Genomic DNA, 22,856 nt, shown 5'->3' on the forward strand with positions numbered 1-22,856 from the left:
CACACGTCACACTCCAGATGGAAAAATTTCCTACACCATCTGGACAACCAGCTGTCATCGCCCGTATTGTCTGCCCCGCAGGCCACCGCAGTGGCCGACGTCGCTCGGACGGTTCCGGGCGCTTACGTATTCCGAGGCAACAATGGCAGACCAAGGTTCGCCGCGCCGCTTTGCGCGCATAGATCGACTCCCCCCTTATGTTTTTAATATCACTGCCGAGCTGAAGATGGCTGCGCGTCGGCGCGGCGAAGACATCATCGACCTGAGCATGGGTAACCCCGACGGCCCGACACCACCGCATATCGTGGAAAAACTGGTGACCGTCGCCCAGCGTGAAGACACCCACGGCTACTCCACCTCCAAGGGCATCCCGCGCCTGCGCCGCGCGATTTCGCGCTGGTACAAGGACCGCTATGAGGTGGATATCGACCCGGAAACCGAGGCCATCGTGACCATCGGTTCCAAGGAAGGCCTGGCGCACCTGATGCTGGCCACCCTGGACCAGGGCGACACCGTGCTGGTGCCCAACCCCAGCTACCCGATCCACATCTACGGTGCGGTGATTGCCGGCGCCCAGGTGCGCTCGGTGCCGCTGATTCCCGGCGTGGACTTCTTCGCCGAGCTGGAGCGGGCCATTCGCGGTTCGATCCCCAAGCCGAAAATGATGATCCTGGGCTTTCCGTCCAACCCGACCGCGCAGTGCGTGGAACTGGACTTCTTCGAGCGGGTGATCGCCCTGGCCAAGCAGTACGACGTGCTGGTGATCCACGACCTGGCCTATGCCGATATCGTCTACGACGGCTGGAAAGCCCCGTCGATCATGCAAGTGCCGGGCGCCAAGGACATTGCGGTGGAGTTTTTCACCCTGTCCAAGAGCTACAACATGGCCGGCTGGCGCATCGGCTTTATGGTCGGTAATGCGGAGTTGGTCAACGCCCTGGCGCGCATCAAGAGTTACCACGACTACGGCACCTTCACCCCGCTGCAAGTGGCGGCGATTGCCGCGCTGGAAGGCGACCAGCAATGTGTGAAGGACATTGCCGAGCAGTACCGCCAGCGCCGCAATGTGCTGGTCAAGGGCCTGCATGAACTGGGCTGGATGGTGGAGAACCCGAAGGCGTCGATGTACGTCTGGGCGAAAATCCCCGAGGCGTATGCCGCCATGGGCTCGCTGGAATTTGCCAAGAAGTTGCTGCTCGAAGCCAAGGTGTGTGTGTCGCCGGGGATCGGCTTTGGCGAGTATGGCGATGACCATGTGCGCTTTGCGCTGATCGAGAACCAGGACCGCATTCGCCAGGCGGTGCGCGGGATCCGGGCCATGTTCCGGGCCGATGGCCTGGTCACCAAGGCCTGACCCTCTGATCGTTCCCACGCTCTGCGTGGGAATGTAGTCCGGGACGCTCTGCGTCCCAAAGCGTGACGCAAAGCGTCACAAGGGGCATTCCCACGCGGAGCGTGGGAACGATCACTCACCCCTGGTTGGGTTACACCACCAACGACAGCAACATGATAAAGCCCAGCGCCACGATGGACAGGATGGTCTCCATGGCCGTCCAGGTCTTGAACGTCTCGGCCACGGTCATGTTGAAGTACTGCTTGACCAGCCAGAACCCGGCATCGTTGACGTGCGACAGGATCAACGACCCCGCCCCCGTCGCCAGCACCAGCAACTCCAGGTTGACCCCCGGCACCATCCCCACCACCGGCACCACAATGCCCGCGCCGGTAATGGTGGCCACGGTCGCCGACCCCGTGGCAATCCGAATCACCGCCGCCACCAGCCACGCCAGCAGGATCGGGTTGATCTGTGCCGTCACCGCCATATGGCCGATCACATCACCCACGCCGCTGGTCACCAGCATCTGCTTGAAACCACCGCCGGCACCGATGATCAGGATGATCGCGGCCGTCGGCGCAAGGCTGGCATCCAGCAGCTTGAGGATCTGCTTGGAATGAATGCCCTGGCGATGGCCAAAGGTGTACAGCGACAGCAGCAACGCCAGGAGCAAGGCGCTGATCGGGTGGCCGATCATGTCCATCCAGTTGCGCACGATATGCCCGTCGGGCAAGGCGATGTCGGCGAAGGTTTTCAGCAGCATCAGGAACACCGGCAGCAACACGGTGATCAGGGTGATGCTGAAGCTCGGCAGGTTTTTCCCGTCGGACTCGCGGGCCAGTTGGTCCACCAGTTCCTGGGACGGGTTGCCCGGAATGTACTTGGCAATGAACGTGCCGAAGATCGGCCCGGCAATGATGGCGGTGGGCAAGGCGACGATCAGGCCGTAGAGGATGGTCTTGCCGATATCCGCGCCAAACACGCCGATGGCCAGCAACGGCCCCGGGTGCGGCGGCACCAGGCCATGGACCGCCGACAGGCCGGCGAGCAGCGGGATGCCGATCTTGATCAGCGACACCCCGGTACGCCGCGCCACGATAAACACCAGCGGGATCAGCAGCACAAAGCCGATCTCGAAGAACAGCGGGATGCCCACCAGGAACGCGGCAAACATCATGGCCCACTGCACCTTGTCCTTGCCGAAGGCGCGGATCAGGGTTTGAGCGATCTGATCGGCACCACCGGATTCGGCCATCATCTTGCCGAGCATCGTACCCAGCGCCAGGATAATCCCGACAAACCCGAGCACCCCGCCGAAACCGTCCTGGAAGGCCTTGATAATCTTGTCCACGGGCATGCCCGAGGTCAGGCCCAGGAAGCCTGCGGCGATGATCAGGGCAATAAAGGGGTGAACCTTGAACCGGGTGATCAACACGATCAGCCCGATGATGGTGACCACTGCATCGAGCAGCAGGTAAGACTCGTGGGACATGCCAAACATGGGGGTCGTCTCCTGTTTGTTGTTGTTATTAAAGCGGGTGTTGAGTTTCGTGCCGTCGGATAGCGCTATCTTTCGGCCAAAAAATCATCGGGAAGGTTCAAAGCCGTGGGTCAGCCACCAGGCATGGGTCTGCGCGGCCAGGTCCTCGATGCTGTCTTCACTGGCGTTGAGGGCCAGGGTCAGCGGCTCGCCGATAGGCGATTCGAGGGTGGCGAACTGGCTGTCGATCAGGCTGGCCGGCATAAAATGGCCGGGGCGATGGGACACGCGGTCGGCGGCCACCTCGCGGGTCAGCTCCAGGAAGACAAAGCCCAGGCCCGGCGCGGCTTCGCGCAGGTGATCGCGGTATTTTTTCTTCAGCGCCGAACAGGTCAGCACCGGATGCTCGCCAGCCTTGAGCGCACGGCGCAGCTCATCGCAGAGGATATCGAGCCAGCCGGCCCGGTCGTCGTCGTTGAGGGGATGGCCTGCGCTCATCTTTTCGATATTGGCGGCCGGGTGAAAGCTGTCGCCTTCAATGGCGGTGGCGCCGTTCAACAGGCACAGGGCCTCGCTGACACTGGACTTGCCACAGCCGGAAACACCCATGATGACCAGGGCGGTAACAGGTTGACTCATGAAACACCTCAGGACGCAGATAGCGCTATCTTTGCACGCCCTAAGGCTTGTGCAAACACAGGCTTTTCCCGCGCCTAATTGTCATTTTTATGGAGTGACGCGTGCATCCTCTCCAACCGTTTGCGCAAGTATTTGCAGGCTTTTGGAGACAGCGCTACCTTAGTGCCTCGATTTTTGTTTGGCAAGCCGCCTGATGACCTCCAAGAACGATAAAAATACCCGCACCACGGGTCGCCCGACCCTTAACGAAGTAGCCCGCCTGGCCGGCGTCAGCCCGATTACCGCCTCCCGGGCTCTGCGCGGGATCAGCACCGTGGCCACCGAACTGGTGGAAAAAGTGCAAAAAGCCGCAGCCGAGCTGAACTACGTGGTCAACCCGGCCGCCCGTGCCCTGGCCTCGGCCCGCAGCCAATCGGTGGTGGTGCTGGTGCCCTCGCTGTCCAACCTGCTATTTATCGAAACCCTGGAGGCCATTCACCAGGTATTGCGGCCCAAGGGCTTTGAAGTGCTGATCGGCAACACCCACTATTCCCGGGACGAAGAAGAAAACCTGCTGCGCAACTACATGGCCTACCAGCCACGGGGCCTGCTGCTGACCGGCTTTGACCGCACCGAAAGCGCCCGGCGCATGGTGGAATCGAGCAATGTGCCCTGCGTGTACATGATGGACCTGGACCCGGCGGCCGGGGTCAACTGCGTCGGTTTCTCGCAGATCAATGCCGGCGAAACCGCAGCGGCGCACCTGATCTCCCGGGGCCGCAAGCGCCTGGCCTATGTCGGCGCGCAGTTGGACCAGCGTACGCTGCTGCGCGGCGAAGGCTTCCGCCGCGGCCTGCAGCAGGCCGGCTTGTATGACCCGGCCCTCGAACTGCTGACCCCGCGCCCCTCGTCGGTGGGCCTGGGTGGCGAGTTGTTCCTGCAACTGTTGGCCAGCCACCCGGACGTGGACGCGATCTTCTTCGGCAACGACGACCTGGCCCAGGGCGCCTTGCTCGAAGCCCTGCGCCACGGGATCAAGGTGCCGCAACAGGTGGCGGTGCTGGGCTTCAACGACCTGCCCGCCTCCAGCTTCATGGTGCCGCGCCTGAGCAGCATCAGCACCCCACGCGAAGCCATTGGCCGACGCGCGGCTGAGCATTTACTGATGGTGATGGCCGGCAACAAAATCGCCCGGCCGGTGGTGGATATGGGGTTTGAGTTGAAGGTGCGCGAGAGTACCTGAACCACATGCGGTCGATGTGGGAGCGGGCTTGCCCGCGATAACGGTGTGTCAGGCAATACATCCGGCACTGATACTCCGTTATCGCGGGCAAGCCCGCTCCCACATTTTTGAGCGTGCCCACTTAACCCTATCGCTGTCCTCGCGCGCCCCTGCTAAATTGCCCAACTCACCTTTTGCCAGGGAAGCACCATGGGACACGCGCTGAAAATCTTGGGTCGCACATCGTCGATCAACGTACGAAAAGTCCTGTGGACCTGCCAGGAACTGTCTATCCCCTACGAGCGTGAAGATTGGGGCATCGGTTTCACGCCTACCCAGTCACCCGAATTCCTTGCCTTGAACCCCAACGCCCAGGTGCCGGTAATCGTCGATGACAACGGCGTGCTGTGGGAGTCCAACACCATCTGCCGCTACCTGGCAGGCCTGCATCAACGTCATGATTTGCTGCCCACCGCCCCCGCGCCACGCGCCAGGGTCGAGCAATGGATGGACTGGCAAGCCACCGAACTCAACCCCTCCTGGGGCTACGCCTTCCACGCCCTGGTGCGCCAGAACCCGGACTTCCAGGACCCACAGCGCATTGCCGCTGGCGTACGCGGATGGAACGACAAGATGGGGTTGCTGGAGCAACAATTGCGCAAAACCGGCGCCTATGTGGCCGGTGACGACTTTAGCCTCGCCGATATCCTGGTAGGCCTGTCAGTGCACCGCTGGCGGATGACGCCCATGGCGCGCCCCTCCTACCCGGCTGTCGATGCGTACTACGCCCTGCTCAGCCAGCGCCCAGGTTTCCAGGCCTTTGCCCTCGACGGTCACAACTAAGGGCCCACCTAAAGTTCACCATCGGCGCATGTGTTAATCGGTAGCAGCTCAGCAGGCTGAACCACTCATCCGGCACCGTGAAAAACTGTCAACTTTCACAGTAGACCTGCCTTTTCAAGCGCATTTAACTAGATGCAATGCTTGCCCAATCTTACGGCAACCGCATCTCATAAATGCATGAAAACAGGAGAGTCCTATGTCTGTTAAATCATCTAAACCATCGTTGAAAACTTACTACGCCCAAGGTTCTGTCAAAGCCAAGGTATCACTTGATAGCAGGCCATTCGTTTCTGAAGGCGTGAGGATTTGGAGTGGAGGCTCCTACTACGTGGTCAGAGCAGATCTACAGTCACGCCTTCAGTTACTGCAGTTTAACCTGGACAATAACATCCAGGCCGGAACGCACAACCTGGGTTCGGGTCCAGATGAAACCACTGCGTACTTCTATCACTACAATGGAGAATTCGGCTGGAGTTACTTCGCCGAGACAGGGACGCTAGACATCACCGATGTCGATCTAGAACGACAATTGCTCAAGGCCACCTTTAACTTCGAGTCCCCAGGCATGGAGCCAGGTGACCCACCTGTAAAAGTCACAGAAGGAGAAATCGACCTCACGGGTGCACGCGGTAAAACACGGTAGAGAGAAATGCCCTACTGCTATCCGACACAACGCAGACCTTGCCGTCAGATAGCGGCAAGGTTTCACCGCTGACAGGACAATACTTGCCGACCTTTGCACGACATCGCCCGTAAATTCGGGGCTTGGCGCCTGGGCACGCTAATTGCTAAACCCTATGGACCGTTCAAAACCACAGGTGCCCGATCATGTTGGTCAATACCCAAGTCTCGTCCGTGATCCAACAGTCCAAACGCCCCGACCTGGACCCGGCCAACGCTGCCGCCAGCGCGCTGTACAGCGGCGTGATGCAAAACGTGCAGAACGCGGCCGCCGCGACCCAGGTGCAGGCCACGCAAAAGGCCACCGACACCACCGCCAGCAACGTGGACGCCGCGTTCGCCAAGACCCGCCTGCAACTGCAAGCGACACCGCCGACCAGCGCCACGCCCACCACCGCAACCAGCACCCAGGCCCGGGCAGAGTTCAGCGATTACATGAGCAAGACCCCAGCCGAACGCATTCGTGAGCAGATCCTGCTGGAAAGGGGTCTGACCGAAGACGATGTGAAAGCGATGCCTATCGAACAGCAGAACGCCATTGCCCTGGAAGTGACTGAGCGCCTGAAGATGCAGGCGGCGCAGCAGTTCGCCGAGAAGACTGCCGACCCGCAGATCAAGGCCGTCAAAGACGCCCTGGCCACATAACCCCACTGCTGTAGGAGCGAGCTTGCTCGCCCCTACACAGGGCCGTTATTGCAGTTGCAGGGTGGAATTGAACTGGCCGATGGCGTCCACCACATGCCGCGAGCCCTCCTGAATCTCCAGGATCACCTGCCCCGCCTCATTGGCCAACTCCACCCCCAGCCCGGTACGACTCAGGCTCGACTGCATGCTCGATACCGCGCTCAGGGACAAGTCGTGGTTCCTGCGCACCACATCGACAATCTCCAGCGTGGCCTGGCTGGTACGTGCCGCCAGGCTGCGCACCTCATCCGCCACCACCGCAAACCCGCGCCCGTGCTCACCGGCACGGGCGGCTTCAATGGCGGCGTTGAGCGCCAGCAGATTGGTTTGGTCGGCAATCGCGCGAATGGTCTGGACGATGGTGCCAATGATGTCCGACTGCTTGCTCACCGCATCAATGCTCAACGCGGCTTGATTCAGGTCGTGGGAAATTTCTTCGATGATCTGCACCGTCTGCTGCACCACTTCCGCCCCCTTGCGGGCGCAGGCGTCGTTCTGCACCGAGGTGGCATGGGCCGAATCGGCGGCGGTACGCAACGTGGAGACCTGCTTGGTGATATCACTGGCAAACTTCACCACTTTGTACAGGCGACCGTTGGCATCGAAAATCGGATTGTAGGAGGCTTCCAGAAAAAGGGTCTGGCCCTGCTTATTGCGCCGCTCAAAACGATGGGAGTGAAACTCGCCCCGGTTGAGCGACGCCCAGAAGGCTTTATAAGCCGGCGACTCTACCTCCGCGTGGTGACAGAACATGCGGTGGTGCTGGCCGACGATTTCGCCGAGGGAATACTGCACCGTCTTCAGGAAGTTGTGGTTGGCATTGAGGATCTGCCCCAAGGGGGTGAACTCGATGACCGCCATGGAGCGGCTGATGGCGTCAATCAGGCTCTGGTTTTCGTGTTCGCGGTGAACCCGTGCGCAAATATCCGACGCCACCTTGATCACGCTCTGCACCTGTTTGTCCAGGCCGTAGACCGGCATGTAACTGGCCTCCAGCCACACCTCCTGGCCACTTTGGGTCAACCGCATGAACGTGCCGCTGATAGGCTTGCCCTGAGCCAGGTCGCGCCATAACTGGGTGTAGGCATCGCTATGGGAATAGGCCTCCTCGCAGAAAATCCGATGGTGTTTGCCGCGCACTTCCTCGGCGCTGTATCCCATGGTCCTACAGAAGTTTTCGTTGGCGTCCAGGACCACGCCGTTGCGATCAAACTCGATCATCGCCATGGAATGGCTGATCGCCGCCAACTTGGCCTGGGCCTGGCTCAAAGCGCAGGAGAAACGTTCGATTTCTAACAGGTCGGATTTGTGGTGCAGACTAAACATGCTCGGATCACCTTCAGCGCTGTTTTTGAATGACGGTTAGTTCTTGGATTTGACCCAGTACAACTTTCCACAAAACAGGCAAACGCAATCGTCCAGAGACAGGACACGTGTCATGCGATAGAGAAATGATGATCAATCGGAGCGTCCATGGGCAACACTCGTTTCAAGGCATCCTTTTCTTGATGGCCCCGCAAGGGCCTGCTGTAACCGACACACGCAAATCCATTTAACCTGAGGCTCCTTTTTCCCGGCGCTTTGACAGAAACGCTCATCTATTCACAGTTTTTATAGTAGTTGTCATGCTCTATTTCAAAAGCCACCCAAAACGCTTCATATGGCGAGCGACATAAGTGGTTCTGAGTGAGCATAGCCGGGGCTTGGCGTGATGCAAGGCCATTGGCCATCATTGCTGAGAGGTCTGTTGGGGGGCGTGCGGGGGAGATATCAGAATGTATCGATGTCGTTGCAGGAGCGAGCTTGCCCGCTCCTGCGGCGAAGTACTCAGTGACCGAACAGGCCCGTCTCGGACTTCTTGGCTTTTTTGTCCGCGCGTTTTTCATCGGCGGTCTTTGCCGGTTTTTTCTTCGCGGCTTTCTTTGAATCCATACCTTTGGCCATGACACATGCTCCACTAACAGAGGAAGTAACAAGGGGTATAACACCTATTGCCCAACAGAAGGCGCTTTGCCCGACTTATAATCACCGCCCCGTGATCACGCCTGTCAAACCACCATGCCCGAGTTGCACATCGATCGACTGGCAGAGCCCCTGTGGCCGCTGCTGAACAAGTTCTACCGCAGCCACAATTCATCGATGAAAGCCCTCAAGGGCGGTCAATTGTGGGTGGCGCGCAACAGCCAGATCGTCGCCGGGCTGTGCCTGAGCCCCGTGGTCGGCGGCCAGTGGCTGACCGGGCTGTTTGTCGATCCGGCCTGGCGTGGGCAGGGGCTGGCGGCGCGGCTGATCGAGGACGCAATCGCGCCCGTCGAAGGAACGGTGTGGCTGTTGTGCCACCCGGACCTGGAAGGGTTTTATCAAGCCCTGGGCTTCAGCCAGCAAACGGTGTTGCCGCAGTCGCTGGCCGAGCGCCTGGTGCGCTATAAACGCAACAAGCCGATGATTGCCATGGGCGTGTGCCGCCGGGGCTAGTCGTCGGCGCTGGGGTCCATGTCCGGGAACATCACCTCGATAAACCCGAACTTGCTGAAGTCGGTGATCCGCGAAGGGTACAACCGTCCGATCAGGTGGTCGCACTCATGCTGCACCACCCGGGCATGGAAGCCATCGGCAATCCGCACAATCGGCTCGCCCTTGGGGTCAAACCCCTCATAGCGGATCTGTTGGTAGCGATCCACCGCCCCCCGCAGCCCGGGTACCGACAGGCAGCCTTCAAAGCCCTCCTCCATCACTGGGCTGAGCGGGGTAATCAGCGGGTTGATCAGGATGGTCTGGGGCACCGCCGGGGCATCCGGGTAACGCTCGCTGCTCTCGAAACCGAAGATCACCAGCTGCAGGTCGACACCGATCTGCGGCGCGGCCAGGCCAACGCCGCCCACATGCTCCATGGTCTGGAACATATCGTCGATCAGTTGCCACAACTCGGGGCTGTCGAACATTTCCGGCGGGACCGGCGGTGCGATACGCAGTAGGCGCTCATCGCCCATTTTCAGGATTTCACGAATCATCGGTCAGGCTTCATCAGTGGTTGGCTTGGGCAGCGAATGGTCCCGGCCGAGGCCTGAGACGTGTTGTTTTTCATGGCTTGGGTGCTCGCCAAAATCCTTTTCACCCGGGTCCTTGCCTTCGGCGGACATATGCTCGATCACCGCGTTCATCTCCGCGCCCAGCAGCAATACGGCGGCGGAAATGTAGAAATACAGCAGCAGGACGATGATCGCCCCGATGCTGCCATACATGGCGTTGTAGTCGGCGAAAGTCTTGACGTAATAGCCAAAACCCAGTGACGCCACGATCCACACCACCACCGCCAGCACCGAGCCCGGCGTGATAAAGCGAAACTTCTGCTTCACGTCCGGCATCACGTAATACATCAAGGCCACGGCGAACATCAACAAAATCACGATCAATGGCCAGCGCAGGATGGTCCACAACGTGACCACGAACTCCTGCATGCCGATCTGCCCGGCCAGCCACTCCATCACTTGTGGCCCCAACACCATCAACGCCGCAGCGGCCAGTAACATGCCAGCAATGCCCACGGTGTAGAAAATCGACAACGGGAAACGTTTCCAGATCGGCCGGCCTTCGACCACATCGTAGGCGGCGTTCATCGCGCTCATCATCAGGCGCACACCGGCCGAGGCGGTCCACAGCGCGATGACGATACCCACCGACAACAGGCCGCCCTTGGATTGCTGCAGCTGGTCGATCACCGGGTTGACCTGCTCCAGGGCCTGGGGCGGCAATACCAGTTCCGATTGCAGGCGCAACCAACTGAAAAAGTCCGGCAAGTGCAGGAAACCGATCAGGGCAATCAGGAACAGCAGGAAGGGGAACAGCGAGAACAGCATCTGGTAAGCCAATGCCGAGGCGTAGGTAGACATCTCGTCATCGACAAACTCCTTGACTGTGCGTATCAGCACGCGGTGCAGCGGCAGGTCTTTTAATACCGGAAAAATCATAGCGTCTCCTTTCGCCGCAAAAGGTTGAGTTCGTGGGCGACTCAGGGGCCGTTTTCTACATCACGGTAGCCTATTCGGCGACCATGAAACAATTTCAAAACGTTAGTCAGCAACGCTGACATAAAAACGGCCATCCGTGGATGACCGTTGTCCTGCGTGTTGGGGCGGGTTAATCAGGCTTTGTCGACCGTCTTCTTGACCGCGTCCTTGACCTTGCCGACCGCTTGCTGGGCTTCGCCCTTCTTCTCTTGAATCTTGCCTTCGGCTTGCAGCTTGGGGTTGTCAGTGGCCTTGCCGACACCTTGCTTGATAGTGCCGATGGCTTCGTTCGCTAAACCTTTTGCCTTATCCGCTGTGCTGCCCATGGTATTTCTCCGTAAGAACAATCAAGGGTTTGGGTCATTACCTAAGCGTTGACCCTGGGCCTTTGCGCAGAGTTTCAATTATTTGCGCAAGGCATTTCATCACCCCGTACAGGTTTGGCTTTATGTTTTGCCGCCAACCCCCGAGAATGCCCGGCAGATTCAGGCTCAATCGCTGAATAACAGATCCCGTAGGAAGGTTATGAAACTCAATAAAACACAGGCCATCGCCCGCAGAAACCTGGAACTGGGCGGTGCCGTGCTCGGTGTCAACAACTGCCACTTCACCGACCTGGACCGCAAGCGCAACATCTGGTGGTTCGACCTGCCGCTGGCCCGCATTGCCATCGGCCAATACGAGTGGATTCATTTGTTGATGCACAACGCCGAGACCGACCAGTTGCTGCACCTGAAAGTGCCGACGGCCTTCCTGCGTGAAACACTTGAAGGGTTGGTGGTGCGCAATGCGGGCAAACGCAAGCCGGAGATGACCCTGGAGCTGAGCGCAGATAAGGATTCGTTCCTGAAGGATGTGCGCCCGACTGGGGCGGGTGTGAGCTTCGCGCAGTTCGCCCTGTAAGCACTCACCAAAGAATATGTAAATGCGCTTGTGTGGGAGCGGGCTTGCCCGCGATAGCAATGTATCAGTGCCAGATTTATTGGCTGACACTCCGTTATCGCGAGCAAGCCCGCTCCCACACCAGCCCCACATTTGGATTGCATTCCAATCAGCGCCCAATAAAAAGCCCCGCATTCGCGGGGCTTTTTGTTTACTTCTTCAGGCCTAACTTCTTCAGCTCTTCATCACGCAACTCGCGACGCAGGATCTTGCCCACGTTGGTGGTCGGCAGCACTTCGCGGAACTCGACAGCCTTGGGCACTTTGTAGCCGGTGACATTGGCACGCATATGCTCCATCACCTGTTCCTTGGTCAGGGTCGCGCCCGGCTTGACCACGATGAACAGCTTGATGTGCTCGCCCGACTTTTCGTCCGGTACACCAATGGCCGCGCATTGCAGTACGCCTGGCAGGCTTGCCAGCACGTCTTCCAGCTCGTTGGGGTAGACGTTGAAACCGGAGACCAGAATCATGTCCTTTTTACGGTCGACGATGCGCATGTAGCCATCTGGCTGGATGATCGCGATATCACCGGTCTTCAACCAGCCTTCGCTGTCGAGCACTTCGGCGGTGGCGTCTTCACGCTGCCAGTAGCCTTTCATCACTTGCGGGCCCTTGACGCACAGCTCGCCGATTTCGCCCAGGGGCAATTCGACGCCCTCGTCCGAGATGACTTTGCACAGGGTCGAAGGCACCGGGATGCCGATAGTGCCGATCTGGATGTTCTGGATCGGGTTGACCGTGGCTACCGGGCTGGTTTCGGTCATGCCGTAGCCTTCACAGATGTTGCAGCCGGTCACGGCTTTCCAACGCTCGGCCGCCGCCAGTTGCAATGCCATGCCACCCGAGAGGGTAACCTTGAGCGCCGAGAAATCCAGCTTGCGGAAGCCCTCGTTGTTGCACAGGGCCACGAACAGGGTGTTCAGGCCGACAAAGCCGCTGAACTTCCACTTCGACAACTCCTTGACCATCGCCGGCAGGTCGCGCGGGTTGCTGATCAGGATGTTGTGGTTGCCGATCAGCATCATCGCCATGCAATGAAAGGTGAAGGCATAGATGTGGTACAGCGGCAGCGGTGTGATCAGGATCTCGCAGCCCTCATTGAGGTTGGAGCCCATCAGCGCCTTGCACTGCAGCATGTTGGCCACCAGATTGCGGTGGGTCAGCATCGCGCCCTTGGCCACGCCGGTGGTGCCGCCGGTGTATTGCAGCACGGCCACGTCTTCGCTGGCAGGGCTGGCGTCGGTGACGGGTTGGCCATGGCCCTTGGCCAGGACGTCGTTGAACTTGATCGCCTGGGGCAAGTGATAGGCCGGGACCATTTTTTTCACGTACTTGATGACGCTGTTGATCAGCAGCCGCTTGAGCGGCGGCAACAGGTCAGCGACCTCAGTGACGATCACGTGCTTGACACCCGTCTTGGGCACGACTTTTTCTGCCAGGTGCGCCATGTTGGCCAGGCAGACCAGGGCCTTGGCCCCGGAGTCGTTGAACTGGTGTTCCATTTCCCGCGCGGTGTACAGCGGGTTGGTGTTGACCACGATCAGGCCGGCGCGGATAGCCCCGAACACGGCAACCGGGTATTGCAGGAGGTTGGGCAATTGCACGGCGATTCGATCACCGGGCTGCAAGTCGGTATGCTGTTGCAGGTAGGCAGCAAAGGCACCGGACAATTCGTACAACTCACCGTAGGTGAGTGTCTTGCCCAGGTTGCTGAAAGCCGGTTTGTCGGCGAAGCGTTGGCAGGACTGTTTCAGTACCGCCTGAATATTTTGATACTCGTCTGGATTGATGTCTGCAGCAATCCCGGCGGGGTACTTATCCTTCCAAAAGTCTTCGATCATGGAAGCCCACTCCTCAGCGACGCGAATTCATTCACCGCATTTGATGCGATTATTATTTGTGTGTGTTTTTTTAGGTGATTCTGGCTGTTTCAAGCAGGCCGAGAGGTCACAAAGCGCGCCGAGAGTAGCAGCTTTGCAAAGGGCCGCCTAGAGCCAAAAGAGGGCCCTACAGTCATAAACATGACTCAAGAATATCCAATAGTCATTTTTAGAGCAAAGATTCTATAACACCTAAAACAGCTCTATTCCCAGGATGTACGCCGTCAAAATGTGGGAGCGGGCTTGCTCGCGATAGCGGTGGGTCAGCCAACAAATCTGTCACTGATATACCGCTATCGCGGGCAAGCCCGCTCCCACACAAGCCAGCTCCCACATTTGAATCGTATTTCAATTCAGGTCAGGCGATGTCGCGCAGCTCGCGCCGCAGGATCTTGCCCACCGGCGTCATCGGCAGCGAGTCCCGCAACACAATATGTTTGGGCACCTTGTAGCCGGTGAAGTTGGCCTTGCAGTAGCTCTTCAGCTCTTCAAGGCTGACGCCTTCGGCCCGTGCCACCACGAACAGTTTCACCGCCTCGCCGGTACGCTCGTCCGGCACGCCGATCACCGCGCAGTTGGCCACGTTGGGGTGGGCCATCACCACGTCTTCGATCTCGTTGGGGTACACGTTGAAGCCCGAGACGATGATCAGGTCCTTCTTGCGGTCGACAATGCGCACAAACCCATCCGGGTCGATCACCGCAATATCGCCGGTTTTGAGCCAGCCTTCGGCGTCCAGGGTCTCGGCAGTGGCTGCCGGTTGCTGCCAGTAGCCCTTCATGACCTGCGGGCCCTTGATGCACAACTCGCCCCGCTCGCCCAGCGGCAGCTCCTCGCCGGCGTCATCGATGACCTTCATCGCCGTACCCGGCACCGGAATGCCCACGGTGCCCAGGCGCGATTGATCACCGTAGGGGTTGGTGCTGGCCACCGGCGACGTCTCGGTCAGGCCGTAGCCTTCGCCGATGGAACAGCCGGTGACCTGCTTCCAGCGCTCGGCCGTGGCCTTGACCAGGGCGGTGCCGCCGGAGTTGGTGATCTTCAGGTGGGAGAAGTCCAGGGTCTTGAAGTCCGGGTGTTCCATCAGCGCGACAAACAGCGTGTTGAGCCCCAGCAGCCCGGTAAAGCGCCACTTCTTCAGTTCCTTGATAAAGCCGCCGATGTCCCGCGGATTGGTGATCAGCACGTTGTGGTTGCCGGTGACCATCATGCACATGCAGTTCGCGGTGAAGGCATAGATGTGGTACAGCGGCAGCGGCGCGATCATCACCTCCTGCCCTTCCTTGACCAGCGGATGCCCGTCTTCGCGCAGCTGGGACATGCACGCCCGCACCTGCTGCATGTTCGCCACCAGGTTGCCGTGGGTCAGCATCGCGCCCTTGGCCAGGCCGGTGGTGCCGCCGGTGTATTGCAGCACCGCGATATCATCGAGAGTCACCGGATGGCGGGTCACGGAAAGGCCCGCGCCCATGCGCAAGGCGCGCTTGAACGACACCGCCCGGGGCAGGCTGTAGGCCGGGACCATCTTCTTCACCTTGTCGACCACGGTATTGATCAGCCAGCCTTTGGCGGCGGGCATGAAGTCGCCCATTTTCGCTTCGATCAGGTATTCGATCTCGGTGTCGGCCGCCACTTCCTGGACCCTGGAACCGAACAGGTTGAGGTAGACCAGAGCACGAATGCCGGCGTCCTTGAACTGATGACGCATTTCCCGCGGGGTGTACAGCGGGTTGGTGTTGACCACGATCAGCCCGGCGCGCAAGGCGCCGAACACGGCAATCGGGTAATGCAGGACGTTGGGCATCTGTACCGCAATACGGTCGCCCGGCTTGAGATCGGTGTGGTGTTGCAGGTAGCCGGCGAACGCCGCGCTCTGGCGCTCCAGGTCGGCGTAGGTCAGGGTGATCCCCATGTTGCTGAATGCCGGACGGTCGGCAAAGGCCTTGCAGGAACGCTCGAAGACTTCGATTACTGACTTGTACGCCGACAGGTCCAGCTCGTTGGGAACGCCTGCTGCGCGTTTGTCATTCCAGAAATCAGGTTGCATTATTCTTGTCCTCTACCTGAGTGTGCCCGACCGCTTCCAACAGCAGATGGGAAGCGGAGCTTCGGGGACGTTAGCAGTTATAGCCAAACTGGCAAATACACAAAAACGTGTCATTGATTGTATGAATCTTGTCCCTGAGGCCCGGGGTGATCAAACGCCGGCCTACAGATGAGCTATACACTGCAACGACCCTGAGCAAAGGAAGCGCCATGAACCACACCACTTTCTGGCTGACTGCCAATGACCACAGCCGCCTGTACGTCAACCAGTGGCTACCGGACGGGCCGCCCACGGCGCTGGTGATGCTGGCCCATGGCATGGCCGAGCACAGCGGCCGCTATGTGCGCCTGGCGCAGGCCTTGTGTGACGCCGGCTACGGGGTCTATGCCCCAGACCTGCGCGGCCATGGCCGCACCGCCGATGAAGGCACCCTGGGCCTGTTTGCCGAGCACGATGGCTGGAACAAAGTGGTGGGTGACCTGGCCGCGCTCAACCAGCACATCGGCCAGCAGGCCCCTGGCGTGCCGATCATCCTGCTGGGCCATAGCATGGGCAGCTACATCGCCCAGGCCTATCTGTTGCATCACAGTGCCAGCCTGCACGGGGCGATTCTCAGTGGTTCAAACTTCCAGCCGGTGGCCCTGTACCGCGCCGCCCGCCTGATCGCCCGCGCCGAACGCCTGCGCCAGGGCCTGCGGGGGCGCAGCGCGCTGATCGAATTCCTCTCGTTTGGTTCGTTCAACAAGGCCTTCAAGCCCAACCGTACGGCGTTCGACTGGCTGAGCCGCGACCCTGGCGAAGTGGACAAGTACGTCAACGACCCGTTGTGCGGCTTTCGTTGCACCAACCAGCTGTGGATCGACTTGCTCGGTGGCTTGCAGCAAATCAGCAAAGCGTCCAATCTCAAACAGATTGATCCGGGCCTGCCGATTTTGGTGATGGGCGGCGAATGTGATCCGGTCAGCGAGGGCAAGCGTCTGACCCTTCTGGCCAATGCGCTGCGGGAGGCCGGCAGCCAGAACCTGCAATTGAATATTTACCCGCAGGCGCGCCACGAACTCTTCAATGAAACCAACCGCGACGCGGTCACCGCCGATGTACTGGCCTGGATGGCACAGGCCGTGAACCATCACCGGCCGGCGCGCTGCGAGTAAACGCTTAACCATTTCGTTTAAAATCAACGAATCATGTTTATCGATTAGCCACAGGATGCAGGATTAGATGACCCAGGTTACCAACACTCCGTACGAAGCCCTTGAAGTCGGCCAGAAAGCCACCTACAGCAAAACCGTGGAAGAGCGCGATATCCAGTTGTTCGCAGCCATGTCCGGCGACCATAACCCGGTGCACCTGGATGCCGAATTCGCCAAGGTCACCATGTTCAAGGAGCGTATCGCCCACGGCATGTTCAGCGGCGCCTTGATCAGCGCGGCAGTCGCCTGTGAGTTGCCTGGGCCGGGCACCATCTATATCGGCCAGCAGATGAGCTTCCAGAAGCCGGTGAAAATCGGTGACACCCTGACCGTACGTCTGGAAATTCTCGAGAAGCTGCCCAAGTTCCGCGTGCGGATTGCCACCCAGGTGTTCAACCAGCGTGATGAGTTGGTGGTGGATGGCGAAGCGGAGATCCTGGCGCCACGCAAGCAGCAGGTGGTGACCTTGACCCAGTTGCCGGCGATCAGCATCGGCTGATTAAACACCGCTATCTCAGGTCATGTGAAAAACAAAAAGTGGGAGCGGGCTTGCTCGCGATAGCGGTAGATCAGTCAATTAAGATCTCGACTGACACACTGCCATCGCGAGCAAGCCCGCTCCCACATGTGTTACTGGGCGCGAGCCTGGTTACGCAGGGCTTTCACCTGGTCATGGTTGCGCTGCGCACCGTGGTACTGACGCTCAACCAGGTCACGAATACCCACCAGGTTGTGTTTGTTGATTTTCTCGAGGGCTTCCTTGTAAGCCTTCAGTGCGTGGTCTTCACCGCGCTCGGCTTCGTTGAGGACGGCCTCTTCGTCCTTACCGGTAACCAGCGACTTCACATCGACCCAGCCACGGTGCAGTGCGCCGGCAACGCTGCCGGAATCTTGCGGGTCACCACCCAAGGCACGCACGGCCGTCTGCAGTTCAACAGCCGCAGACGCGCAGTCTGCCGAACGCTTGGTGAACAGCGCCTTGAGCTCTGGATGCTTGATGTCTTCTGCGCAGGTCTTGAAGCCTTCCTGGCCGTCTTTACTGGTTTCGATCAGGTCATTGAGTACGGAGATCGATTCTTTGTTGATATCAGTCATTGTTCAATTCCTTCGCGGGTTTAGAAACGTATTGGGGTAGTTGCAGCGCCCGTGCCAGGTCTTGAATCAAGATTTAATAATTAAATTTCAATAACTTATAAAAAAACCAAACATCTGTATCCGCTTTATTTGCATGATCTGTCATTTGGCCTTCATGCAGAATGCCTGTATTTTCCAAGGCATCCTCCTGATTGCCTGAAGCCCGTATGAACCCCGAAAAACTCGAACTGCTGATCACCCGCCAAATGCCGTTCGGCAAGTACAAGGGCCGGATCATTGCCGACCTGCCCGGCCCGTACCTGAACTGGTTTGCCCGCGAAGGCTTCCCCCACGGCGAGTTGGGTGGCCTGCTGGCCTTGATGCAGGAAATCGACCACAACGGCCTGTCCGAACTGCTCGAACCGCTGCGCGCCAAACACGGCAAGCCCGCCCCGCGCCACTAATCGAGCCCGACCATGCCCACTACCCGCGACGAAGCCTATTGGCAGGCCATTGCCCAGCGCTATGACCTTGAACCCGGCCCCATCAACCTGGAGAACGGCTATTTCGGCCGCATGAGCCGAACCGTGCTGGCGCAGTATCAGGAGCACGCGGCCTTTATCAACCGCAGCAACTCCGTGCACGTGCGCCAGCGCTTCGAGCAAGGGCAAAACATCGAGATTCGCCGGCATCTGGCCGAACTGATCAACGCCGACCCCGAGGCGGTGGCCTTCACCCGTAATGCCACCGAAGCCTTGCAGTCACTGATCCGCAACTACAACCGCCTGCAGCCGGGCGACCAGGTACTGATCAGCGACCTGGAATACGACACGGTCAAAAGTGCCATGCGCTGGCTGGCCAGCTACCGAGGGGTGGAGGTGATAGAAGTGTCCCACGCCCACCCGGCCAGTTTCGACAGCCTGGTGCAGACCTATCGCGACACCTTCAGCCGCTGTCCGCGCCTGAAGCTGATGGCGCTGACCTATGTCACCCACCGCACCGGCCTGGTCATGCCGGTCGAGGCCATTGCCCAGGCTGCACGGGAGCAGGGTGTCGATGTGATCCTCGATGGCGCCCATGCGCTGGGCCAGATCGACTTCGACCTGGCCCGGCTGGGCATCTCGTTTGCCGGCTTCAACCTGCACAAGTGGATCGGTGCGCCCCTGACCCTGGGCTTTCTCTATATAGCCCCGCAGCGGCTGGCAGACATTGACCCGGACATGGGCGAGTTCCACTACCCGCTCACCGATGTGCGGGCCCGTACACCCTACAGCACACCGAACTTTCCGGCGCTGATGACGTTGCCGCTGGTGCTCGAAGAGCATCGGGCCCTGGGTGGCGCGCAGGCCAAGGGGGCGCGGGTGAATTACCTGCGTGATCTTTGGGTGAGCCAGGTGCGGCCACTGCCGGGCGTCGAAGTGCTGACCTCGGATGATCCACGACTGTATTGCGGGATCACCGCGTTCAAATTCAGTGGGCGCGATCAGCAGGTGATGGCGGATCGATTGCTTGATGAGTACAACCTGTTTACTACCCTGCGCAGTGGGGCGGCGTTTGGCAGCTGCATTCGAGTGACGCCGGGGTTGGTGACGTCGGCGACGGACATCAGCGTGCTGGTCAACGCAATTACCCAACTGAACACGGATTAAAATGTGGGAGCAGGCAAGCCAGCTCCCACACAAGCCACCTACATTTGGATTGCGGTGATATTTCGCTTTTCTATAGGCAAAAAAAACGGCGCACCGACCAAGTGCACCGTAAACATGCCGTGAAGCACAGCAACAACGATTCGGTAAATCAGATCAATCCAGCAGCGCCAGCGCCTGGGCGGTGACGTCCTGGATGCGCGCCCAGTCGCCGTTCTTGATCCACTCGGGGTCAAGCATCCAGCTACCGCCCACGCACATCACGTTTTTCAACGCCATGTAGTGTTTGATGTTGGCCGGGCCAACGCCACCAGTGGGGCAGAATTTCACTTCGCCAAACGGGCCACCCAGGGCCTTGATGGCCGCCACGCCGCCGCTGACTTCCGCCGGGAACAGCTTGAAGCGGCGATAGCCCAGGCCATAGCCTTCCATGATGCCGGAGGCATTGCTGATGCCAGGCAACAGCGGGATCGGGCTGTCGACACTGGCTTGAAGCAGGTCGCGGGTAATGCCCGGGGTGACGATAAACTGCGAACCCGCCGCCTCGGCAGCCGCCAGCATGGTGCGATCAAGCACCGTGCCTGCACCGGTGACCAGCTCCGGGCGCTGCTCACGCAAGACCTGGATGGCCTTGAGACCGAACGGCGAACGCAGGGTCACCTCCAACGCGGTCAAGCCCCCCGCCGCCAAGGCATCGGCCAGGGGCAGAATGTCCTGTTCGCGGGCAATGGTGATCACCGGCAGGATCCGCGCCTTGGCGCAGAGGCTGTCGATCAGGGCAACTTTATCCGCCATGGACACGGTCGGGTGAGGGCTTTTCATAGCGGCTGATCCTTGGCTCATGGGCACCAGTAAATCTCTAGAGTAGGTTGCAAAAACGCGCGAATCGGCATGCCGGCAACATCGTCGCCAGCCAGCGCTTCGCTCAGGGTGTGGAGTTTTGAATCGCCGGCAATCGACAACACGGTGTAGCGGGCACTGGCCAACAGCGCACGGCTCATGGTCAGGCGCTGATGGGGCACGCTGGGCGCCAGCATCGGCCAGCAACGGCGGGTGCCATCGGGCTGCAGCGCTTGGGCCAGGTTCGGGCTGTTGGGGAACAGCGATGCGGTGTGCCCGTCATCGCCCATGCCCAACACCAGCACATCGATCGCCGGCAGTTCGGCCAACAGGCGATCCGCCTGCTCGGCAGCACCGTCCAGGTTCGCGGCGGCACTGTAGAGGCTCAAGAATCTGGCCTTGGCCGCCGGGCCTTGCAGCAGGTATTTCTTCAACAGGCCGGCGTTGCTGTCGGCATGCTCCACCGGCACCCAGCGCTCGTCGGCCAGGGTGATGGTGACCTTGGACCAGTCCAGGCCCTGCCTGGCCAGGTTCTGGAAAAACGCCACGGGGCTGCGGCCACCGGACACCACCAGGGTCGCCTCGCCACGGGCACTGATGGCCGCGCGCAGTTGTTCGGCCACGTCGTTGGCCAAGCCTTCGGCCAGCAGTACCGGCGTGCGGTACTCATGGGGTGTTACACCCTGGGGCAGTTTCAAATCAGATATCGCCATACCACGACCTCCCATCCCGCGTGATCAGTGCAATGGAGCTCATCGGCCCCCAGGAACCCGCCGCGTACGGCTTGGGTGCATCGCCGGACTTCTTCCACCCGGCAATCAACTGGTCACACCACTTCCACGCGGCTTCGATTTCATCTTTACGGACAAACAGGTTCTGATTGCCGCGCATCACTTCCAGCAACAACCGCTCGTAGGCATCGGGAATCCGCGCGCTACGGTAGGTGTCGGAAAAATTCAATTGCAGTGGCCCGCTACGCAGTTGCATGCCTTTGTCCAGCCCCTGCTCCTTGGTCATCACGCGCAAGGAAATACCTTCGTCCGGTTGCAGGCGGATGATCAGCTTGTTGCTGATCTGCAGGCGCTGCTCGGGGGCGAAGATATAGTGGGACGGTTCCTTGAAATGGATGACGATCTGCGACAGCTTTTGCGGCATGCGCTTGCCGGTGCGCAAATAGAACGGCACCCCGGCCCAACGCCAGTTGCGGATATCGGCCCGCAGGGCGACGAAGGTTTCGGTGTCGCTCTGGGTGTTGGAGTTGTCTTCTTCCAGGTAACCCGGCACCGGCTTGCCGGCGCTGTAGCCAGCAATGTACTGGCCACGCACCACCTGGGTGGTCAGGCCTTCCGGGCTGATCGGCGCCAGGGCCCTGAGCACCTTGACCTTCTCGTCGCGGATGCTGTCGGCGGACAGGTCGGCCGGCGGGTCCATGGCGATCAGGCACAGCAGCTGCAACAGGTGATTCTGGATCATGTCCCGCAGTTGCCCGGCCTTGTCGAAATAACCCCAGCGGCCTTCGATCCCCACCTGCTCGGCCACGGTGATTTCCACGTGGGAGATGTAGTGCTGGTTCCACTGGGTTTCAAACAGGCTGTTGGCAAAGCGCAGGGCGATCAGGTTCTGCACCGTCTCCTTGCCCAGGTAGTGGTCGATGCGGTAGGTGCGGTTTTCCGGGAAAAACCGGGCCACGGCGTCGTTGACCTTACGCGAGGACTCCAGGTCCGAGCCGATGGGTTTTTCCAGGACCACCCGGGTATTTTCCGCCAGGCCGACCTTGGACAAGTTCTCGCAAATCGCGCCATACACCGCCGCCGGGGTGGCGAAGTAGGCGATCAGGCGTTGTTCGGTGCCGGCCTTGGCGGCCAGGGCCACATAGTCATCGGCCTTCATGAAATCGACATGCACATAGGCCAGGCGCGCCAGGAAGCGCTCCGCCACGGCTTCATCCAGTTCCTGGCCGACGTATTTGCGCAGTTCGTGTTCGATGTGGTCCAGGTGCTGCTGCTCGGAGCCGGCTTCGCGGGCCAGGGCCAGGATGCGCGTGTCGGCGTGCAAGAGCCCGGCGCCATCGAGTTGGTAGAGGGCAGGAAATAACTTGCGCAGCGCCAGATCACCCAAGGCGCCAAACAGGGCAAAGGTGCAGGGTTCCACGGTTATCGAAGGCATGATGTTTGTTCTTTTATCAAGTTAAGCTACAAATACCTTTTTTCAAGGCATCACTCAAGGAAAAATGTAGTAATAACCACAACATTTTCCCAAAATACGCATTGCGAGTGGTGGTGTTCAACTACCCTCAGTAGGATAGGCCACCGCCAAGGGCCGCTCGCCGACCTTTTACTGGCTTTTACTTGCATCGTCGCC

General features: G+C 59.7%; 23 protein-coding genes and 1 pseudogene. 11 read left to right on the plus strand and 13 right to left on the minus strand.

All coding sequences use genetic code 11. From position 1 onward, the window contains the following. Nucleotides 1-142 precede the first annotated feature (142 nt). On the plus strand, nt 143-1,354 hold the full coding sequence (gene alaC, locus BLL38_RS12905) for an alanine transaminase (protein ID WP_029296464.1): 1,212 nt from the start codon (nt 143-145) through the stop codon (nt 1,352-1,354). A 130-nt stretch (nt 1,355-1,484) separates the two neighbouring features. Here the strand turns inward: alaC and BLL38_RS12910 are convergent, their stop codons facing one another. Further along, nucleotides 1,485-2,837, minus strand: coding sequence for a GntP family permease (locus BLL38_RS12910; RefSeq protein ID WP_076962933.1), 1,353 nt, complete (start codon nt 2,835-2,837; stop codon nt 1,485-1,487). An 84-nt stretch (nt 2,838-2,921) separates the two neighbouring features. Continuing rightward, nucleotides 2,922-3,455 (minus strand): gluconokinase, encoded by a 534-nt coding sequence (locus tag BLL38_RS12915; protein ID WP_029296460.1) that lies wholly within the window; start codon nt 3,453-3,455, stop codon nt 2,922-2,924. Nucleotides 3,456-3,645: 190 nt separating this feature from the next. Here BLL38_RS12915 and gntR point away from each other — a divergent pair, with 190 nt between their 5' ends. The 4 genes from gntR (at nt 3,646) to BLL38_RS12935 (ending at nt 6,825) form a co-directional block, all read left to right on the plus strand. Then, nucleotides 3,646-4,677: an HTH-type transcriptional regulator GntR gene (gene gntR, locus BLL38_RS12920; protein ID WP_162493913.1), complete on the plus strand. Its 1,032-nt coding sequence runs from the start codon at nt 3,646-3,648 to the stop codon at nt 4,675-4,677. A gap of 189 nt (nt 4,678-4,866) precedes the next feature. Then, nucleotides 4,867-5,499: a glutathione S-transferase family protein gene (locus BLL38_RS12925; protein ID WP_076962935.1), complete on the plus strand. Its 633-nt coding sequence runs from the start codon at nt 4,867-4,869 to the stop codon at nt 5,497-5,499. A gap of 196 nt (nt 5,500-5,695) precedes the next feature. Then, nucleotides 5,696-6,142 carry a hypothetical protein gene (locus BLL38_RS12930; RefSeq protein WP_076962936.1) on the plus strand — a complete coding sequence of 149 codons (447 nt, stop codon included), beginning with the start codon at nt 5,696-5,698 and terminating at the stop codon, nt 6,140-6,142. Nucleotides 6,143-6,327: 185 nt separating this feature from the next. Further along, nucleotides 6,328-6,825, plus strand: coding sequence for a hypothetical protein (locus tag BLL38_RS12935; RefSeq protein ID WP_076962937.1), 498 nt, complete (start codon nt 6,328-6,330; stop codon nt 6,823-6,825). A 45-nt stretch (nt 6,826-6,870) separates the two neighbouring features. Here BLL38_RS12935 and BLL38_RS31905 read toward each other — a convergent pair whose 3' ends face one another. Both BLL38_RS31905 and BLL38_RS31910 read right to left on the minus strand, forming a co-directional pair. Further along, nucleotides 6,871-7,443 carry a methyl-accepting chemotaxis protein gene (locus tag BLL38_RS31905; RefSeq protein ID WP_415640240.1) on the minus strand — a complete coding sequence of 191 codons (573 nt, stop codon included), beginning with the start codon at nt 7,441-7,443 and terminating at the stop codon, nt 6,871-6,873. Further along, nucleotides 7,420-8,190 (minus strand): annotated as a pseudogene (locus BLL38_RS31910) (PAS domain-containing protein); the annotation flags it as partial. The pseudogene BLL38_RS31910 and the gene BLL38_RS31905, both read right to left, overlap by 24 nt. A gap of 732 nt (nt 8,191-8,922) precedes the next feature. Between BLL38_RS31910 and BLL38_RS12945 the strand changes: the two are divergent. Then, nucleotides 8,923-9,339, plus strand: a complete 417-nt coding sequence (locus BLL38_RS12945) for a GNAT family N-acetyltransferase (protein ID WP_076962939.1) — start codon at nt 8,923-8,925, stop codon at nt 9,337-9,339. Here BLL38_RS12945 and def read toward each other — a convergent pair. The 3 genes from def to BLL38_RS12960 all read right to left on the minus strand — a co-directional run bounded on the left by def (nt 9,336) and on the right by BLL38_RS12960 (nt 11,197). Next, nucleotides 9,336-9,875, minus strand: coding sequence for a peptide deformylase (gene def / locus BLL38_RS12950; protein WP_076962940.1), 540 nt, complete (start codon nt 9,873-9,875; stop codon nt 9,336-9,338). The genes BLL38_RS12945 and def overlap by 4 nt on opposite strands. Before the next feature lie 3 nt (nt 9,876-9,878). Continuing rightward, on the minus strand, nt 9,879-10,832 hold the full coding sequence (locus BLL38_RS12955; protein WP_076962941.1) for a YihY/virulence factor BrkB family protein: 954 nt from the start codon (nt 10,830-10,832) through the stop codon (nt 9,879-9,881). 173 nt (nt 10,833-11,005) lie between these two features. After that, nucleotides 11,006-11,197: a CsbD family protein gene (locus BLL38_RS12960; protein WP_076962942.1), complete on the minus strand. Its 192-nt coding sequence runs from the start codon at nt 11,195-11,197 to the stop codon at nt 11,006-11,008. A 199-nt stretch (nt 11,198-11,396) separates the two neighbouring features. Here BLL38_RS12960 and BLL38_RS12965 point away from each other — a divergent pair, with 199 nt between their 5' ends. Continuing rightward, nucleotides 11,397-11,774: a hypothetical protein gene (locus BLL38_RS12965; protein WP_076962943.1), complete on the plus strand. Its 378-nt coding sequence runs from the start codon at nt 11,397-11,399 to the stop codon at nt 11,772-11,774. Nucleotides 11,775-11,964: 190 nt separating this feature from the next. Here the strand turns inward: BLL38_RS12965 and fadD1 are convergent, their stop codons facing one another. Next, complete coding sequence (gene fadD1, locus BLL38_RS12970) at nt 11,965-13,656, minus strand: long-chain-fatty-acid--CoA ligase FadD1 (RefSeq protein WP_076962944.1); 1,692 nt, start codon at nt 13,654-13,656, stop codon at nt 11,965-11,967. A 397-nt stretch (nt 13,657-14,053) separates the two neighbouring features. Next, complete coding sequence (fadD2, locus tag BLL38_RS12975) at nt 14,054-15,742, minus strand: long-chain-fatty-acid--CoA ligase FadD2 (RefSeq protein ID WP_076962945.1); 1,689 nt, start codon at nt 15,740-15,742, stop codon at nt 14,054-14,056. A gap of 209 nt (nt 15,743-15,951) precedes the next feature. On the opposite strand from fadD2, the gene BLL38_RS12980 reads away from it, so the two are divergent. Continuing rightward, entirely contained in the window at nt 15,952-16,896 is a 945-nt protein-coding gene (locus BLL38_RS12980) for an alpha/beta hydrolase (protein ID WP_076962946.1), read from the plus strand. A gap of 67 nt (nt 16,897-16,963) precedes the next feature. Next, nucleotides 16,964-17,434, plus strand: a complete 471-nt coding sequence (locus BLL38_RS12985) for a MaoC family dehydratase (protein WP_076962947.1) — start codon at nt 16,964-16,966, stop codon at nt 17,432-17,434. Nucleotides 17,435-17,565: 131 nt separating this feature from the next. On the opposite strand, the gene BLL38_RS12990 is transcribed toward BLL38_RS12985, so the two are convergent. Beyond that, a complete protein-coding gene (locus BLL38_RS12990) occupies nt 17,566-18,030 on the minus strand; it encodes a ferritin-like domain-containing protein (RefSeq protein WP_076962948.1) in 465 nt (154 codons plus the stop codon). A gap of 206 nt (nt 18,031-18,236) precedes the next feature. On the opposite strand from BLL38_RS12990, the gene BLL38_RS12995 reads away from it, so the two are divergent. Both BLL38_RS12995 and BLL38_RS13000 read left to right on the plus strand, forming a co-directional pair. Then, a complete protein-coding gene (locus BLL38_RS12995) occupies nt 18,237-18,473 on the plus strand; it encodes a DUF3820 family protein (RefSeq protein ID WP_008056784.1) in 237 nt (78 codons plus the stop codon). Nucleotides 18,474-18,485: 12 nt separating this feature from the next. Then, complete coding sequence (locus BLL38_RS13000) at nt 18,486-19,658, plus strand: aminotransferase class V-fold PLP-dependent enzyme (RefSeq protein ID WP_076962949.1); 1,173 nt, start codon at nt 18,486-18,488, stop codon at nt 19,656-19,658. Between the two features lie 153 nt (nt 19,659-19,811). Here the strand turns inward: BLL38_RS13000 and BLL38_RS13005 are convergent, their stop codons facing one another. The 3 genes from BLL38_RS13005 to zwf are packed head-to-tail and all read right to left on the minus strand — an operon-like array spanning nt 19,812 to nt 22,661. After that, on the minus strand, nt 19,812-20,477 hold the full coding sequence (locus tag BLL38_RS13005) for a bifunctional 4-hydroxy-2-oxoglutarate aldolase/2-dehydro-3-deoxy-phosphogluconate aldolase (RefSeq protein ID WP_076962950.1): 666 nt from the start codon (nt 20,475-20,477) through the stop codon (nt 19,812-19,814). A 17-nt stretch (nt 20,478-20,494) separates the two neighbouring features. After that, nucleotides 20,495-21,208, minus strand: a complete 714-nt coding sequence (gene pgl / locus BLL38_RS13010; RefSeq protein WP_076962951.1) for a 6-phosphogluconolactonase — start codon at nt 21,206-21,208, stop codon at nt 20,495-20,497. After that, nucleotides 21,195-22,661, minus strand: a complete 1,467-nt coding sequence (gene zwf, locus BLL38_RS13015; protein WP_076962952.1) for a glucose-6-phosphate dehydrogenase — start codon at nt 22,659-22,661, stop codon at nt 21,195-21,197. Before zwf ends, pgl begins: the two co-directional genes overlap by 14 nt. Nucleotides 22,662-22,856 lie beyond the last annotated feature (195 nt).

The sequence above is a fragment of the Pseudomonas gessardii genome, assembly GCF_001983165.1.
Taxonomy (GTDB): domain Bacteria; phylum Pseudomonadota; class Gammaproteobacteria; order Pseudomonadales; family Pseudomonadaceae; genus Aquipseudomonas; species Aquipseudomonas gessardii.